Origin of the sequence: Brevibacillus gelatini, from assembly GCF_050920745.1 — a bacterium.
In the GTDB taxonomy this organism is placed as follows: Bacteria; Bacillota; Bacilli; order Brevibacillales; family Brevibacillaceae; genus Brevibacillus; species Brevibacillus gelatini.
Genome location: NZ_CP154342.1, coordinates 2,189,659 through 2,204,160 on the forward strand (window position 1 = coordinate 2,189,659; position 14,502 = coordinate 2,204,160).

At 55.1% G+C, this 14,502-nt stretch carries 14 protein-coding genes; 9 read left to right on the top strand and 5 right to left on the bottom strand.

The window, feature by feature from the left end; genetic code table 11:
* Nucleotides 1–130 precede the first annotated feature (130 nt).
* Both AAFJ72_RS10910 and AAFJ72_RS10915 read left to right on the top strand, forming a co-directional pair.
* On the top strand, nucleotides 131–715 hold the full coding sequence (locus tag AAFJ72_RS10910) for a hypothetical protein (protein ID WP_432777083.1): 585 nt from the start codon (nucleotides 131–133) through the stop codon (nucleotides 713–715).
* Nucleotides 716–736: 21 nt separating this feature from the next.
* The gene (locus tag AAFJ72_RS10915) at nucleotides 737–1,075 is read left to right on the top strand and encodes a hypothetical protein (RefSeq protein WP_432777084.1); all 339 of its coding nucleotides are present in this window, start codon (nucleotides 737–739) and stop codon (nucleotides 1,073–1,075) included.
* A 354-nt stretch (nucleotides 1,076–1,429) separates the two neighbouring features.
* Here AAFJ72_RS10915 and AAFJ72_RS10920 read toward each other — a convergent pair whose 3' ends face one another.
* Complete coding sequence (locus AAFJ72_RS10920) at nucleotides 1,430–2,254, bottom strand: alpha/beta fold hydrolase (RefSeq protein ID WP_432777085.1); 825 nt, start codon at nucleotides 2,252–2,254, stop codon at nucleotides 1,430–1,432.
* 83 nt (nucleotides 2,255–2,337) lie between these two features.
* On the opposite strand from AAFJ72_RS10920, the gene AAFJ72_RS10925 reads away from it, so the two are divergent.
* Complete coding sequence (locus AAFJ72_RS10925) at nucleotides 2,338–3,417, top strand: helix-turn-helix transcriptional regulator (protein ID WP_432777086.1); 1,080 nt, start codon at nucleotides 2,338–2,340, stop codon at nucleotides 3,415–3,417.
* A gap of 38 nt (nucleotides 3,418–3,455) precedes the next feature.
* Here the strand turns inward: AAFJ72_RS10925 and AAFJ72_RS10930 are convergent, their stop codons facing one another.
* Nucleotides 3,456–4,088 carry a TVP38/TMEM64 family protein gene (locus AAFJ72_RS10930; RefSeq protein WP_432777087.1) on the bottom strand — a complete coding sequence of 211 codons (633 nt, stop codon included), beginning with the start codon at nucleotides 4,086–4,088 and terminating at the stop codon, nucleotides 3,456–3,458.
* 247 nt (nucleotides 4,089–4,335) lie between these two features.
* Between AAFJ72_RS10930 and AAFJ72_RS10935 the strand changes: the two genes are divergently transcribed.
* The 4 genes from AAFJ72_RS10935 to AAFJ72_RS10950 all read left to right on the top strand — a co-directional run bounded on the left by AAFJ72_RS10935 (nucleotide 4,336) and on the right by AAFJ72_RS10950 (nucleotide 10,294).
* Nucleotides 4,336–4,587, top strand: a complete 252-nt coding sequence (locus AAFJ72_RS10935; RefSeq protein ID WP_432777088.1) for a heterocycloanthracin/sonorensin family bacteriocin — start codon at nucleotides 4,336–4,338, stop codon at nucleotides 4,585–4,587.
* Between the two features lie 151 nt (nucleotides 4,588–4,738).
* Nucleotides 4,739–6,700 (top strand): putative thiazole-containing bacteriocin maturation protein, encoded by a 1,962-nt coding sequence (locus AAFJ72_RS10940; RefSeq protein ID WP_432777089.1) that lies wholly within the window; start codon nucleotides 4,739–4,741, stop codon nucleotides 6,698–6,700.
* Nucleotides 6,693–8,633, top strand: a complete 1,941-nt coding sequence (locus tag AAFJ72_RS10945; protein ID WP_432777090.1) for a TOMM precursor leader peptide-binding protein — start codon at nucleotides 6,693–6,695, stop codon at nucleotides 8,631–8,633. The genes AAFJ72_RS10940 and AAFJ72_RS10945 overlap by 8 nt, the downstream gene beginning before the upstream one ends.
* Before the next feature lie 26 nt (nucleotides 8,634–8,659).
* Complete coding sequence (locus tag AAFJ72_RS10950; protein WP_432777091.1) at nucleotides 8,660–10,294, top strand: SagB family peptide dehydrogenase; 1,635 nt, start codon at nucleotides 8,660–8,662, stop codon at nucleotides 10,292–10,294.
* Between the two features lie 86 nt (nucleotides 10,295–10,380).
* On the opposite strand, the gene AAFJ72_RS10955 is transcribed toward AAFJ72_RS10950, so the two are convergent.
* From AAFJ72_RS10955 to AAFJ72_RS10965, 3 genes are all read right to left on the bottom strand, one after another.
* Nucleotides 10,381–11,634, bottom strand: coding sequence for a cation:proton antiporter (locus AAFJ72_RS10955; RefSeq protein ID WP_432777092.1), 1,254 nt, complete (start codon nucleotides 11,632–11,634; stop codon nucleotides 10,381–10,383).
* Between the two features lies 1 nt (nucleotide 11,635).
* Nucleotides 11,636–12,133 (bottom strand): cation:proton antiporter regulatory subunit, encoded by a 498-nt coding sequence (locus AAFJ72_RS10960; RefSeq protein ID WP_122903864.1) that lies wholly within the window; start codon nucleotides 12,131–12,133, stop codon nucleotides 11,636–11,638.
* A gap of 221 nt (nucleotides 12,134–12,354) precedes the next feature.
* Nucleotides 12,355–12,504, bottom strand: coding sequence for a hypothetical protein (locus tag AAFJ72_RS10965; protein WP_432777093.1), 150 nt, complete (start codon nucleotides 12,502–12,504; stop codon nucleotides 12,355–12,357).
* 203 nt (nucleotides 12,505–12,707) lie between these two features.
* Here AAFJ72_RS10965 and AAFJ72_RS10970 point away from each other — a divergent pair, with 203 nt between their 5' ends.
* Both AAFJ72_RS10970 and kynA read left to right on the top strand, forming a co-directional pair.
* Nucleotides 12,708–13,319 carry a DedA family protein gene (locus AAFJ72_RS10970; protein WP_432777094.1) on the top strand — a complete coding sequence of 204 codons (612 nt, stop codon included), beginning with the start codon at nucleotides 12,708–12,710 and terminating at the stop codon, nucleotides 13,317–13,319.
* A gap of 221 nt (nucleotides 13,320–13,540) precedes the next feature.
* Nucleotides 13,541–14,401 carry a tryptophan 2,3-dioxygenase gene (kynA, locus tag AAFJ72_RS10975; protein ID WP_432777095.1) on the top strand — a complete coding sequence of 287 codons (861 nt, stop codon included), beginning with the start codon at nucleotides 13,541–13,543 and terminating at the stop codon, nucleotides 14,399–14,401.
* Nucleotides 14,402–14,502: the final 101 nt, after the last annotated feature.

Here is a 14,502-nt window from a genome sequence, read left to right on the forward strand (position 1 = left end):
CGAAAGCCAAGGCAATGCAACCGCCGGCGCAGAACACGAAAGCGACAGGGAGCCACTGTCTGTTCTTGTCCTGTTTTTCGCCGTCCGCTCATACGGTGTAAGGAGGGACATATAGGCAGAGGTGGTTTTCATGAGCGCCGTTTCCCAGATTTTTTGGTTTGTCATCATCGCCTACGTCTGGTTTGGCTGGCTGGTTTGGCGCAGGAGAGAGCAAATACAGCAAATGCACGGGATGGTAAGCGCCATGGCGGTCGGGATGCTGGTCGGGCTGATCGCGGGCATGCTGTTTGGACTTGTATTTCAGGGGAGCCTGTCCCGTTCCACATTGTGGGGGATGTCGGCTGGTGCAGCGGCAGGCTTTTTGGTGGGCTTGCCTTTATCGGCGCTGACCGTGGTCGAAGGCACGTTGTCCGGGCTGATGGCAGGCATGATGGGTGCCATGCTTGGGGACATGATAACGTTGGAGCAGGCGGAACCGCTTTTGTTTTTTCTGGTGATGCTGTACACGGCGTGTCTTTTGTTGATGGAGCGGTGGCATGTATCTGGACAGCAGCAGTCTGAGACGTCTTCCACGTTGCTTGCGCTGCGGCATCCCGCCGTCGGGGCGTTGCTGTTGCTCGCTGTGTTTGTCTGGTTTCAGGCGATGAGCTTTGCGCCGTCCGAATCAGGCGAGCGGTCTGGCGAACCGATGCATCATCAACAGCGACAAAAGTGAATGAAAAAACAGGAGGAAGGAATGGCGCTAAGCAAAAAAGGCACGAGGAAAATTACTGTAGGGCAAACCGACTATCGCTGGGTGGTCAGCCCCGCTGCGGACGGGATGATTGTCGTCACCATTCAGCATGCGGAAGGAACGGGCCAGTTGATTCGCGTCTACGCCAAAGCAGATGTACATGACGCGCGGCTGGCGGGTGCAGACGGCTTCCTGCCAACGCGCGAACGCCGGGCAATCAAGCCATCTGACGTGGAGGCGATCATCACGGAAGCGGTGGCGCAAGGTTGGGAGCCGGAAGCAAAAGGCGCGCCGCTCGTCTTCGACTGGAAGGGAAGTATACTTGTCAGGCGAGGCAGATAGCGGTTGCGAACATCTTTTTCAGGCTTCAAAAGAAAAGGGCAGTGGTCGGTCGGGAGTAGTGTGCAGAATGCCGCATGCATACGATGCAGCACGCTCCAGACAGGCCACTGCCTTTTTTGTCGTTGAAAAATGTTTTCAGCATGCCTGTATCGCAAAGGAAAGGTTGGACTATACGGGGGAATCATACAGTCTGGCAACAACGTTTCCCCATTTCCAGTTAGGTTGTTTACCATAATTATATTATGTCAATAAAAAACATTCCTCTGCCCCTGTCACCGTGTAGATTTGCCGTTCGATCTGGTTGAGAGACTGGGATTTTCCGGATGATTTCTGATAAGGACGCCAAAAACGTTTTTAGGCAGAGCCAGACACGTTTTCGAGAAATTTGCTGACGACCTGAAAAAAGCCGTCCGGGTCCGCAGAATGGACATCGTGTCCGCACTCGGCAAACACGGCAAGCTCAGTATTTGGTCTGCGCGCGGCCATTAGCCGGGCGTGCGCTTCGTTCATGACGAAGCTGTGTTTGCCGTGAATGAGCAGCACGGGACAAGTCGAGGACAGCCAATCTTCCCACCACGCTCCGTTGCAGTGCTCCTGCGAGATGCGCATTCCCGGGCAATCCGAACGAAAGCCAAAGCCGCGTTCATCTTCAAATACACTTTCCGCAAAGTAGTCCACGGCACGCACGCCGACCTGCCTCAATGCTTCTTTCAATTGGGCAAGCGAAGCGGAGCGTTCGGGGAGCCGTTCGGCAAAAGACAAGTCTGCCTGGATTTCGGCGCCGATGTCTTCGATGATGGCGGCCCGCACGTATTTCGGATAGCGGGCGGCAAACTGGTAAGCATTGAGCCCGCCCAAAGAATGACCGAGGATGACGACCGGCTGTCCGCCAAGCTCAGACTGGACAAAAGCCAGGATGTCTTGCAGATAGGCTGCTCGCGAGTAATCTTTTTCCGGCGAATGATCGCTCCAGCCGTGGCCGCGCTGGTCCAGGGCGAGCACACGCCAGCCTGTGAGTTGTCCGGCAAAGGTGTTGAAGACCCGCGCATCGTTCATATGGCCGTGCAGCAGCAGCAGTACGTTTTCGCTGTCGCCGCCATAGTCGAGATACGAGAGCTGCATCTCGCCGGAGCGGAAAAAATTTCGCATTGGGGTTTGTGGCTGTTGTTCATGGGACATGTTCATTCCTCCTCACTGGACTTTACCTTGATGGTAGCAGATAATAGTGACAAAACATGTCATAGTTAGAAGGAATGAAACAAATGTCCAAATCACAACGCCTGCTCGAACTGCTGATGGCTGTCAATCGCAAGCGGTCGTTTACCGTCGGAGAGCTGGCCCGCGAGTTTGGCGTCTCGCAGCGGACGATGCTGCGCGATTTGCAGGAGCTGAGCGAGTGGGGAGTGCCGCTTTACTCCGAGGTCGGGCCTCATGGCGGCTACCGCGTGCTGAAGGAGCGCATCCTCCCGCCAATTGCTTTTTCCGAAGAAGAAGCGGTTGCCATCTTTTTTGCGATTCATGCGCTGCGCCATTATTCTTCGCTGCCTTTTGCGGCAGAAGTGGCGTCGGCCGTGAGCAAATTTTACGCCTACATGCCGCCGGATGTGCGCGAGCGGATCGACCAGATGAGGAATCGGGTAGATTTTGTCACGCCGAAAAGGCAGGCGGAATCGCCGTATTTGTCCATCCTGCTCGAAGCAGCCGTTGAGCAAAAGGTGCTGCTCATCGAGTACGAATCACGGGGAATGCGATCCAGCCGCCACATTCAGCCGATCGGCATTTATACGCGCAACGGGCTGTGGTACTGCCCGGCCTATTGCTGGCAAAACGAAGATTATCGTGTATTCCGCTGCGACCGGATTCATGCTGCGACGTTCGCCGGGGCGGAGTGGGAGTCGCTCGATTTGCGGGATGTTCATCTGGCCAATCGTAAGTCGCAACGTGTGATCGCAGGGCAGGAGGGAAGCCCGGTATACGCAGAGCTGACAAGGGCAGGGGTGCAGATGTGCGAAGCAGAGGCGTGGGCCGCTTCTCTTCTGCATACGCGGCCGGATGGGACGGGCTGGCTTGCAGGCAGCATCGCGGAGGGAGACCTTGATTATTTTGCCAAATACTTCATCGGGTTGGGGCTGGAAGTGACAGTGCTGCGCTCACCAGAGCTATTGGCGAGCATGAAAAGGTATTTGGCGGAGTTGACAAGCAAATACGGCGAAAAAGCAGAAGGAGGGACAGACTTGACGAATCGGAAGCAAAACGAAGCGGCTACTGATTTTCCAAAACTGTCAAAGCCGGCGCAGCCCAGCCGTTGTCGTGCAGGGAAGTCCCGGAAAAACAATCCGTAAGCATTTTTCTAAATTCTGTAATAGGTAGTGAAAGCGAGCTACGAGGGTGTCTTCGCCTTGCTGCGGCTCTGCCATATGCGGTAGAGCAGGATGGCAATGCCGAGAAAGCCTGCATAAGCCAGGATCGTCAGCAGGAAACGCTGGGCATTGTGGAACAGTTGATCGCCCAAAAGCGCAAACACCAGCATGGTCGGGATTTTTCCGATTGCGGTCGCGAGCGCGAAAGTCGGGAAGCGAACCGCGCTGATCGCCGCGTAAATGTTGATGACGGGCGAAGGGATGAACGGGATGAGTCGGGCGAACAGGATCGCCACGAAGGCGTTTTGCTCGAAGGCACGGGTCAACAGCGCCAGGCGCGGGTATTTTGCCAGGTAATGGCGTCCGGTCTGTTGATACCCGTAGCGCACAAACAGAAAAAACAGCCACGCGGAGCCGACAGAGCCTGTCCAGTTGATGAAGGCACCCCAAATCGGCCCGAACTTCGCGCCCATCATTCCGGCGAACAAGCCGAACGGAATGACGGGAAACAAGCCGAGAATAACAGATGCCAAAAACATCAGCGGCAGCAGCTGAATGGAATCGCTTTCAATCCAGTCCAAAAACATCTCTTTTTGCCAAAAACCGATCAAAAAGACGAAGGCATAGCCGAACAACAGAACCCATTTTTTCATGCGGACGCGCTCATCCTCTCTGACAATCCCTGCAACGCTTCATTTTATAATACGAGCATAAAGCGATCAACCATATGATAGCCACTAGCCCGGATTTTACGCGCTTTGTCCGTTTCTTGACGCAAGCGGTGGCGGAGCGCTTCCCGGTGTTGTCCCGCCAAAAATGGGCGTTTGCAGCCGGAACGAATACCTATCGCTGCTTCATACATGTAGAGTAGCTACATGCAGTGGCGGAGGTGAAGATCAGATGGATGATTTTAAAAAAGAGCTCAGAAAGCTGAAGACTTCGGAGTTCAAGGCGGAAAAAGTGACTCCTTGGCATAAAGAACAAGAACAGGAAGCGATGCTGGTTCGCAGCCGATGTGGCCGTTGCGGCCGCTGTGGAAGCTGTGCCCGCTGCGCACGATGCAGTTGTTCGTGCAGTTGCTTTTGCAGTTGTATTGGCACCTGCTTCTTTCCGTGCTTTTTCCCTTGCACGTCGTGCGCCCGTTGCTTCTAGCCGTTCACAACAAAAGCTCCCGTCAGGCTGTGACCTGGCAGGAGCTTTTCGGCTTTTTCCGCGGGCATTTTGGACAAATCGTTCGACATAAGATGACCGTGACACCCTCATAGCGCGAAGTGGCGACTACAGCCAAGCAAGGAGGAGGAGCATGGTCAAACTGAATCCATCGATGCGTCTGGCAGTGAACCGGGATACGTTTTTTTTGCCGAGTCCCGATGGCAGCGTGTACTTTCGCAATAACGTCGGGACGTTTCGCATGGAAGGAGAAATGATCGATCAATGGGTCCAGAAGCTGTTGCCGATCTTCAACGGGGAATATACGCTGGCTGAGATCACCGCTGACTTGCCGGAGGAATACCAGACCCAGATTTATCGAATCGCCAACAGTCTGCTGCAAAACGGATTTGCCCGCGACGTCAGCGCGCGCAAGCCTCACCAGTTGTCGGCTGAAGTCGTGGAGCAATTTTCCACGCAGATCGGCTTTGTCGAGCATCTGACAGGCTCGGGCGGTTACGCCTTTCAGCTGTATCGGCAGCAAAAACCGCTCGCCGTAGGGGCAGGCCCTTTTTTACTGGCCTTGATTCACGCGTTGTGGGAGTCGGGCTGCCCGCATGTTCATTACGTGCTGACCAATCCTGCGAACGTGAATCGCAGCCGTCTGGCAGAGCTGTACGAACATGCCAGGAAAAAGGATGCGGAGGCAACACTGACGGAAATCTCGCGGAAGCAGCAGGGAAAAGCGGGCTGGGAGCAGGTGCTTGCACCGTTTTCGGCGGTATTGTACGTCGCGGATCAGTTGGAGCAAAGCGAGCTGCAGCTCGTGCATTCCCTCTGCCGGGAGATGGGAAAAACGTTCGTTCCCGCCTTTGGGCTGCTGCAAAAGGGATTCGCTGGCCCGCTGGTTCACCCGGGCTCGCAAGTGTGTCTGGAGTCGGCTCTGCGCCGCTTGCACCGCGTTTCCTTGAACGAAGACCCGCGTGACCATCCGTTTACGGCTACAACTGCAGCCCTGCTGGCAAATGTCGCTGTCTTTGAATGGTTCAAGCATGTGACCGGAATAGCAGAAACGGAGCCGGACAGCAAGCTGTTCATGCTCGATCTGGAGACGCTTTCGGGAAGCTGGCATATGACGATGGCGCATCCGCTCGTTACAGGAAGTCTGCCTCCCGTCGCAGTAGAGGAACAGGAGTTGCTTGCGGAAGCCGTGCCGCCAAGGAAGGATCTGTTTGCTTCCTTTCAGGCGTGGACTTCACCTGACATCGGCATTTTCCACATCTGGGACGAAGGGGAGCTGGTGCAGTTGCCGCTTGCAGAGTGTCAAGTGCAGGCAGTCGACCCTGTAGCTGACGGGCCAGCGGAGCTGCTGCCTGCCTGCATATGTCCGGGGTATACCCATGAAGAAGCGCGTAGGGAAGCGGGCTTGCTGGGGGCGGAAATGTACGTGTCCCGCCTTGTCAGCGCGGGTGGCATCCGGACGGCTCATGCCCATCTGTTTGGCGGCGAGCCTGACCGGACACAGGAGAACGCCTGGGGCATAGGCGCAGGTGAGTCGAAAGCGGAGGCGCTGTGCCGCGCGTTGCATCATTACCTGCAAGCCAGGCTGGCTGAACAGGTGCAGTTGCAGCCGCCTGTGGTAACTTGCGTGAAGCTGCCAGAGCTGCAAGATGAGCCGAGTCGTTTTTACTTGCGCGCGCTGGCCATCGGGAAAGCGCAGCCTCGCATCGCCCAAGGTGCGGATGTTTGCGGTTTCCCAGTGTATTGGGTAGGGATTGGCCCAGACTGGTTTGGCAGTGTCGGTTTGCATGAAGCGGCGGCACTGCGAAAAGCGCTGCAAGTGGCGCTGCAAAAACAGCAGGGCATACCGGATGAGCAGCTCGCTCCCGTCGTCAGGGTATCGGCCGTTTTGCTGGATCAGCCCGACCATCCCAAAGAAGTGCAGATTCGCCCTTGCCCGGAAAGCGAGATAGAGCTTTGGCGGCAGGCCCGTGACGTGCTCGCCCTTAATCGACTTGTTCCAGTGTTGCTGGATGCCGCTGTAGAGCCATTTTTACAGGAAGATTTGGGGGGAGTTATCGCTCTGTCGCTGCGAGAGGAGGAAGCGCATGGGTAAGGAGATTCTGATCGTGGGCGAAGGGCTGTTGGCTGATCTGGTTTACTCGCAGTTGCATGCGGATTTTCGCCTGACGAGACAGCGGACGGTCGAACGTGTAACTGCACGTGCCGACATGGCGCTAGTGCTGCAAGACGGTTGGCGGCCCCATGAGCATCTGGAAGCGGAAAAGTGGTTTCAGGCATCCGGCATCCCGTGGCTTCGGGCGTTTGTCTCCTTCGGCGAAGCAGTGGTTGGGCCGTACGTGCAGCCGGGGGTTCCGGGCTGCTCACAATGTGCGGACATGCGGCGGCTCATGGCGGGCCGTGATCGCAAGGAAATGTGGGAGCATCAGTTCCAGCTTACAGAAGAGGGAGGGGTGGCGACAGATGCCTGGGCTTCGCGCTCGGGACTTTTGCAGGTGAGCCATTATGTGGCGGCAGAAGTCCAGCGGGTCGCGGCGGGAAAACAAGCCCGGCTGCGCGACCATCTCCAGTTGATTGACTTGCAAACGCTGGCGAGTTCCCGCCACTTTTTTCTCGCCGATCCGCACTGCGGCGTTTGCGGGCAGTTGGCCGAGGACACGCCAGAGGGAGCGACTTTTGCCTGGAAACCGAATCCAAAGCGAAATCCGCACAGCTATCGTGTAAAGTCAATGGATGATTTGCAGCCTGCGCTGCGCACGGAATATGTGGATGCGAGGACAGGCTTTTTGAACGGAAAAATGCGCGATCTCGTCTCGGTTTACTCGGATGTGAGCGTCAATCTTCCGCTGTTTCCCCACGACGAAGCGACGGCAGGGAGGTCGAATTCCTACGCCGACAGCGAGTGGACGGCCATTCTGGAAGGGCTGGAGCGCTATTGCGGCTTGACGCCGCGCGGCAAAAAAACGGTTGTGTACGACTGCTACGCGAATCTGGCGGAAGACGCGCTCGATCCTCTGACGTGCGGCGTTCATTCCAGGGAGCAGTACGCTTTGCCCGACTTTCCTTTTCAACCGTTTGACGCGAAGCGACCGATGAACTGGGTATGGGGCTATTCCTGCATGCAGGAGCGACCGATCCTCGTGCCCGAGCGGATGGCTTACTACAGTCTGGGCTTTGGAGACGGGTTCGTCTTTGAGACGTCCAATGGCTGTGCGGTTGGAGGCAGTCTGGAGGAAGCGATTTTTTACGGCATGCTGGAAGTGGTGGAGCGGGATGCCTTTTTGCTCACCTGGTACGCCCAACTGCCGCTGCCAAGGCTCGATCCGGCATCGTCCGGCGACCGCGAGCTGGACTTGATGATCGCGCGTCTTGAGTCCGTCACCGACTACGAACTGCACATGTTTAATGCGACGATGGAAAACGGCATCCCGAGCGTCTGGATGATTGCGAAAAACCGCAAAAAGACAGGGCTGAATCTCGTCTGCGCTGGCGGGGCCCATCCCGACCCGGTACGGGCTGTCAAAAGCGGACTGCACGAAATCGCAGCGATGCTGCACAACCTGCATGACAAGTTCGAAGCCAATCGCGATCACTATTTGCGCATGTACCACGACGCCTCGCTCGTGAAAAAAATGGACGATCACGCTATGCTCTACGGCTTGCCGGAAGCAGAAGACAGGCTTGGCTTTTTGCTCGAAAACAACGGGCGAAAGCAGTCTTTTGCCGAGGCGTTTGGGGAGCCGGGCAGACATGCGGATTTGACCGACGACCTGAAGGAGCTGCTGGACGCATTCCGCCGCTTGCAGCTTGACGTGATTGTCGTCGATCAGACGACGCCAGAGGTAAGCCGCCTTGGGCTGTCCTGCGTGCGGGTGCTGATTCCGGGTATGCTCCCGATGACATTCGGTCACCATCTGACCCGCCTGACCAATCTGGAGCGCGTCCTGCACGTCCCGGTCACGCTCGGCTACGCCAAACAGCCGCTCACATACGCGCAGCTGAATCCGCATCCGCATCCGTTTCCGTAAAATCGCGCCCCAAAGGGGGGAGAGCCATGAGTCTTGAACGTTTCCTGCACGACCTGCATTTTGCCACCGAGAAAGTCAGGCCGCCTGATCTGGAAGTGGACTGGGACGATGCCCCGCTGCCATACAAGCTGTACAGCGGCTTGCCGACTGTTTTGCTCCCTGCGGAGGTGGCACTGTCGCTGACAGGTGAAAAAGTGACCGGCGAGCCGTCGCTTGCCCAACTTGGCAGCTTGCTCTACTATGCGTACGGTTTGACAAAAGTCACCCAGACGGTATTTCCGCAGGAGCTATTGGAGGATGCGCTGTTTCCCGTCCAGTCTTGCCGCAGGCCGGTTCCGTCCGGTGGCGCGTTGTATCCGAACGAAATCTATCTGTACGCGAAGCTTTCGTACATGGCGCAGGGCATCTATCATTACGATGTGGCGCATCATCGGCTGGTGCTGCTCCGCGAGGGCGACTTCGATGAATACGTGAGTCAGGCGCTCGGGCAGCGCTTGGCGATTCAACATTGCTTTGGCGTGCTGTTTGTCTCTACCTACTTTTGGAAAAATGCGTTCAAATACGATCTCTTTTCATACCGCCTGCAAGGGCTGGATACGGGCGTGCTGCTCGGGCAATGGCTGACTTTGGCTTCTGGCTGCGGCATCGAGACAGACGTGCACTACCTGTTTTTGGATCGCGCTGTCAACCATCTGCTCGGCTTGTCGGGGAACGAGGAAAGCGTGTACGCGATCATGCCGCTTGCGCCGAAGCCACGGAAAGCGTGGCAGATGTCCACTGTGCCTGGGCGAGGCCCTGCGTCCACACAGGAGACGACGGCCGAACCGTTGATCCGCCAGCTTGTGCCCGTCACGCACCGGTATCAAATCGGTTCGCGAAGACAAAAAGACTATCCGCTGCTGCGCGAGATGAATGAAGCGGCGATGTACGAGTCGACCGCCATGTTCGAATGCCCGGCAGCAGCCGTCGAAGCGCGAGATGCGGCAAGGGGAAGCGAGTCGCATGTATTGCCGGACGTGCCGCCGAATCAGTATGAGCCGCATGCTTTGCCAGACGCGCCGCCGCAGCAGGTTGATCTCGCAGAGTTTTGCCGCCGTCGCACTTCGCCGGAGCTTGATTTTGTCTGGCGAAAAATGACGCGAGAGCAGCTTGCGGCTCTGCTGCAGGAGGCGTTTGGCGCTTTTCGCTACCGCCATGACTTAGGCGAAACAGCCAGCGCGTTGCCCGCCCTGTACGTCTGTATTCATCAGGTGGATGGCATAGCGGATGGGGCGTACCGCTACGAACCGGACAGCCACAGCCTGGTGGCAAGACGGTACGGGGAGCAACGGACAAAGTTGCAGGCGGGTATGTTGCTCGACAATGTCAACCTGTTTCAAGTGCCGCTCTGCTTCCACGTAACGGGGGAGAACAACCATCTGCTGGACAAATGGGGATACAGAGGTTATCGGATTCAACAAATGCAGGCAGGGATCGCCGTACACCGCTTGCTGCTGGGGGCATTTTCCTGCGGTCTGGGGGGACACCCGCTGCTCGGGTACGATGTGGCGACAACTGACGAGATTTACGGACTGACAGACGAACAGAAGACGTGCCTGATCCAGTTGCCAATTGGCGCATACAGACCGCGAGTCCGTCTGGAGGGCAGTTTGCATGGATAATAAAAGAGAAGGCTGTTGTGCGCGAGCTGCACAGACAGCCTTCTCTTGGTATGGGATTGCCTTTTGGCGTGTGAATGAACGGGGCGCTACCCTTGGTGCTTTTCCGCGCTTGCAGCAGGCGAAGCCGCTTTGGCTGCTTTTGCCTGAAACATCCGCTCCAGTGGAAGCACTTTGCTCATCAGGTTGTGAATGTGCTTCGATTCCTTCGTCAGGATCGGGCCGAGAATGGCCAGAATCAGCACGTAGAGGGCGGTGAATGGCTGCAAAATTTCCAACAGTCCGCCTGCTTTCCCCATATTCGCAATCAGGATCGAAAACTCACCGCGAGCCGTAATCGTCAGACCGATGTTCGAGGAACCGCGTGCCGACAAGCCGGCACTGCGCCCGGCGAGCAGTCCGGCGGTGTAGTTTCCGATCAAGGTGACGGCGACAGCGGCCAGCGACAGCCAGACAGCACCGCCGAGCTGTGTCGGGTCAATCGACAAGCCGAAGCTGAAAAAGAACATAGCGCCAAAAAAGTCGCGGAACGGCAAGATCATGTGCTCAATTCTCTTCATATGGACCGTTTCTGCAAGGACCAGACCGACGAGCAAGGCGCCAATCGCCTCGGCTACGTGGATGGTTTCCGAAAAGCCCGCAACGAGGAACAGGCCTGCAAAGACCGTCAACATGAAAAGTTCATTGGATTTGATATTGAGCGCACGATTGAGGAATGGCACGAGCTTGCGCCCTACGATGATGAACAAAAGCATGTAGCCGAGTGCGATCAAGGCTGAGGTGAGCACACCGACGAAAGAGGTGGCTCCACTGAGCACAAGACCGGATATGATGGACAAATAGACAGCGAGGAACAGGTCGTCGAACATAATCATGCCGAGAATCATTTCTGTTTCCGGATTGGCTGTCCGTTTGAGATCCACCAGCACTTTTGCCACAATGGCGGTGGAGGAAATGGTCGTAATGCCGGCGATCATGAGAATTTCCTTGAAAGGAACCCCGGCAAAGTACCCGAAAAGCAAGCCGAGCGTAAAGTTGATGGCGATATAGATCGTGCCGCCGATTGCGATCGAGCGTCCCGCTTTTATCAGACGGCCAACCGAAAATTCAAGCCCGACGTAAAACAAGAGGAACAGCACACCCATCCGCCCCATGAAGTCAATGAGCGGTTCACTTTCAATAAACCGAAAATCGATCAGACCGATCGAGGCGGCGTGCGGCCCTACAGCCATGCCGATGAGGATGTAAAACGGAACGATGGAAAAGCGGAGTTTTTGCGAAATGTACCCTGCGATGGCAATCAAGCCGATCGCCAGACCAATCTCAAAGACGATGTGTTCCAAATCAAGCCCCCCCTGATACGAGTGTAGATTTTAACACTTTCACCTGCCCTCTCTCACCTGCGACAACCAGCGTCACGCCTGCTGTCAGCACGCACTCTGGTCCCGGACTTACGATTTGCTTTTGATTCTTTTCAATAATCGCGATGATGGTAGCCCCTGTCTTTTGGCGAATATCGAGTTCCCCGATTGACTTTCCGATGCAGGCAGACCCTGGCTCGATCTTGTACCATTCAATCACGAGCTGATCGAGCGCCATCTCGATTGTCTCCAACGCTTTCGGCTTGTAGGTCATCCCCCCGATGATGCCCGCGAGCTGACGCGATTCCTGGTCGTCGAGAGTGACCATCGAAATGCTTTCGTCCCAGTCCGATTTGTCAAAATGATAAATTTCCCGTTGACCGTCATCGTGAATAATAATAATCAGCTTGTCGCCACTTTTTGTTTCCACCTGGTATTTTCGTCCGATTCCTGGCAAATCTGATTCCCTGATATTGAACATGGACTACGCCTCCTATAAGTGGAATTCACCTGCATTCGACAAACAAATAATTGTTTGCTAATATCATCATATACTTAAATGATGCAAAAAGTCTACATTTCGAAACAGTTTGCAATAAATCTGACACACTTTTGCAATAACTTCTATATGGACAAGAGAGCACACAAAAAAGACCGCCTCTGCGAGTAGCTCAGATAACGGTCTTTAGCTTGGGGTGGACACTACGATTGTCTTTTTTTGATTTCTTCCAGCAGTTTGATGATTCGTTCGTTTTGCTCGACTTGCGTGAGGATGTTCGCGTTGATTTTTCGCAGGGCATCGTACAGGGCAGCCAGAGCAGCAACGGAGACGATGGCAGCCAAAGTCAGCATTGGTTCGCTCCTTCTCTATTTTCTGGCAAAGTATTTTATGAGAAAAAGTGTACCATATTTTCCAGGTTTAGCGTGATCTGGCGTGCGCTTCACCCGTTACCTGGCACGGTTTCTCCGGGGCAATTGCCGCTTTTCATTGAACTGTGAACAAATCGTCTCTATACTTGAAGCATAAGCATCGGTTGATACAAAAGAGGGGTAGTATGCAAAACTGGCTGACGCAAGTGATTGAACAATACAGCTATCTGGGTATTTTCCTGATGATGGCGCTGGAAAACGTTTTTCCGCCGATTCCTTCCGAAGTGATCCTGACATTTGGCGGTTTTATGACCACACACTCGCCACTGACCGTACCAGGAGTCATTTTGTCGGCTACGTTCGGGTCCGTACTCGGCGCGATCCTGCTATATGGCATCGGGTACTATTTGGACGTGGACAAAATCGAGAAAGTGGTGGAGCGCTGGGGACATCTGCTGCGCATCAAGCAAAAAGACGTCCAGAGAGCGCATGCCTGGTTCGACAAATACGGTTACTGGACGATTCTGTTTTGCCGGATGATTCCGTTGGTGCGCAGTCTCATTTCCATTCCGGCGGGGATGACCAGAATGAACCTACTGCTGTTTTTGCTGTTTACGAGCATCGGAACGTTTTTGTGGAACATTGCCCTGGTGTGGATTGGGGCGTTTCTCGGTGAATCGTGGCAGGATGTCCTGCACGTGATGGACGTGTACTCGTATATTGTCTACGGGGTGATCGCGGTTGCAGCGGTCGTTTTTCTCACGGTGTTCCTGCGCAGACGCAGAGTCAATCCATAAAGCGCTGTCGGTGGTTGCCATTGGCCATCTTTCGTTTTGGAAAGGTGGTTTTTTTACGTGGGGAAGGTTTCGTGAAGAAAATGATGGCAGGCAAGCGACAATCAGCAGGAACAAGGCATGACGTGCAGAAGTATATAGAGGATAAGCATTCGCACTTAAACAAATGTTTAAAAATGTAAGCGCATACAATATGGCAACATGAAAAAGGAGGCCAACCACAGATGAATCCTCACCAGCAAGGAGGCAACGAGCCGGACAAATTCTCATTGGAAAAGGAGATCCATACCGATTTCCAGAAGGAGATGACCTACGGCGACTATTTGCATCTGGACAAAATTTTGGCGAGCCAAAAGCCGCTGTCGACTCATCACGATGAGATGCTGTTCATCATCATTCACCAGGTGAGCGAGCTGTGGATGAAGCAGATTTTGCACGAGCTTGCTGCTGCGATGGACTGTATTGTCAATCACGAGCTGGAGCCGGCATTCAAGATGTTTTCGCGGGTGTCGCGCATTCAGCACCAGCTCATCAAATCGTGGGATGTCCTCTCCACGCTCACCCCGGCGGATTACTTGCAGTTCCGCGACAAGCTGGGACATTCGTCCGGATTTCAGTCCTATCAAAACAGGCTGATCGAATTTGCGCTCGGCTATAAAAACGCGCATGTCCTCGCTGTGTACGAGCATCAGCCGGACCTGCACGGGCAGTTGAGCAAAGCGCTGCATGCGCCAAGCATTTACGATGCGGCGATCAAGGAAATGGCAGCGCGCGGCCTGCCGATCGACCCGGCGTGTCTGGAAAGGGACTGGTCGCAGCCGTATCAGGCAAATGAGAGCGTCGAACAAGCCTGGCTGACCGTGTACCGCAACGTGAACCAGTATTGGGACTTGTACGAGCTGGCAGAAAAGCTCGTCGACATCGCCAGCCAGCAGCAGCAATGGCGTTTCAACCACATGACGACCGTGGAGCGCATCATTGGGCAAAAGCCGGGAACAGGTGGTTCATCTGGCGTCGCTTATTTGCGCAGAACGCTCGATCACCGTTTTTTCCCGGAGCTGTGGAGCTTGCGAACGCACCTGTAGACATGGCGATCAATGCAACCATTCCGCCTCGCTATTTCGCGTGAGGCGGTTTTTGGTTTTCGCAAAACGCAAAAGCAATACAGGGCGAGCCGCCGAACGGG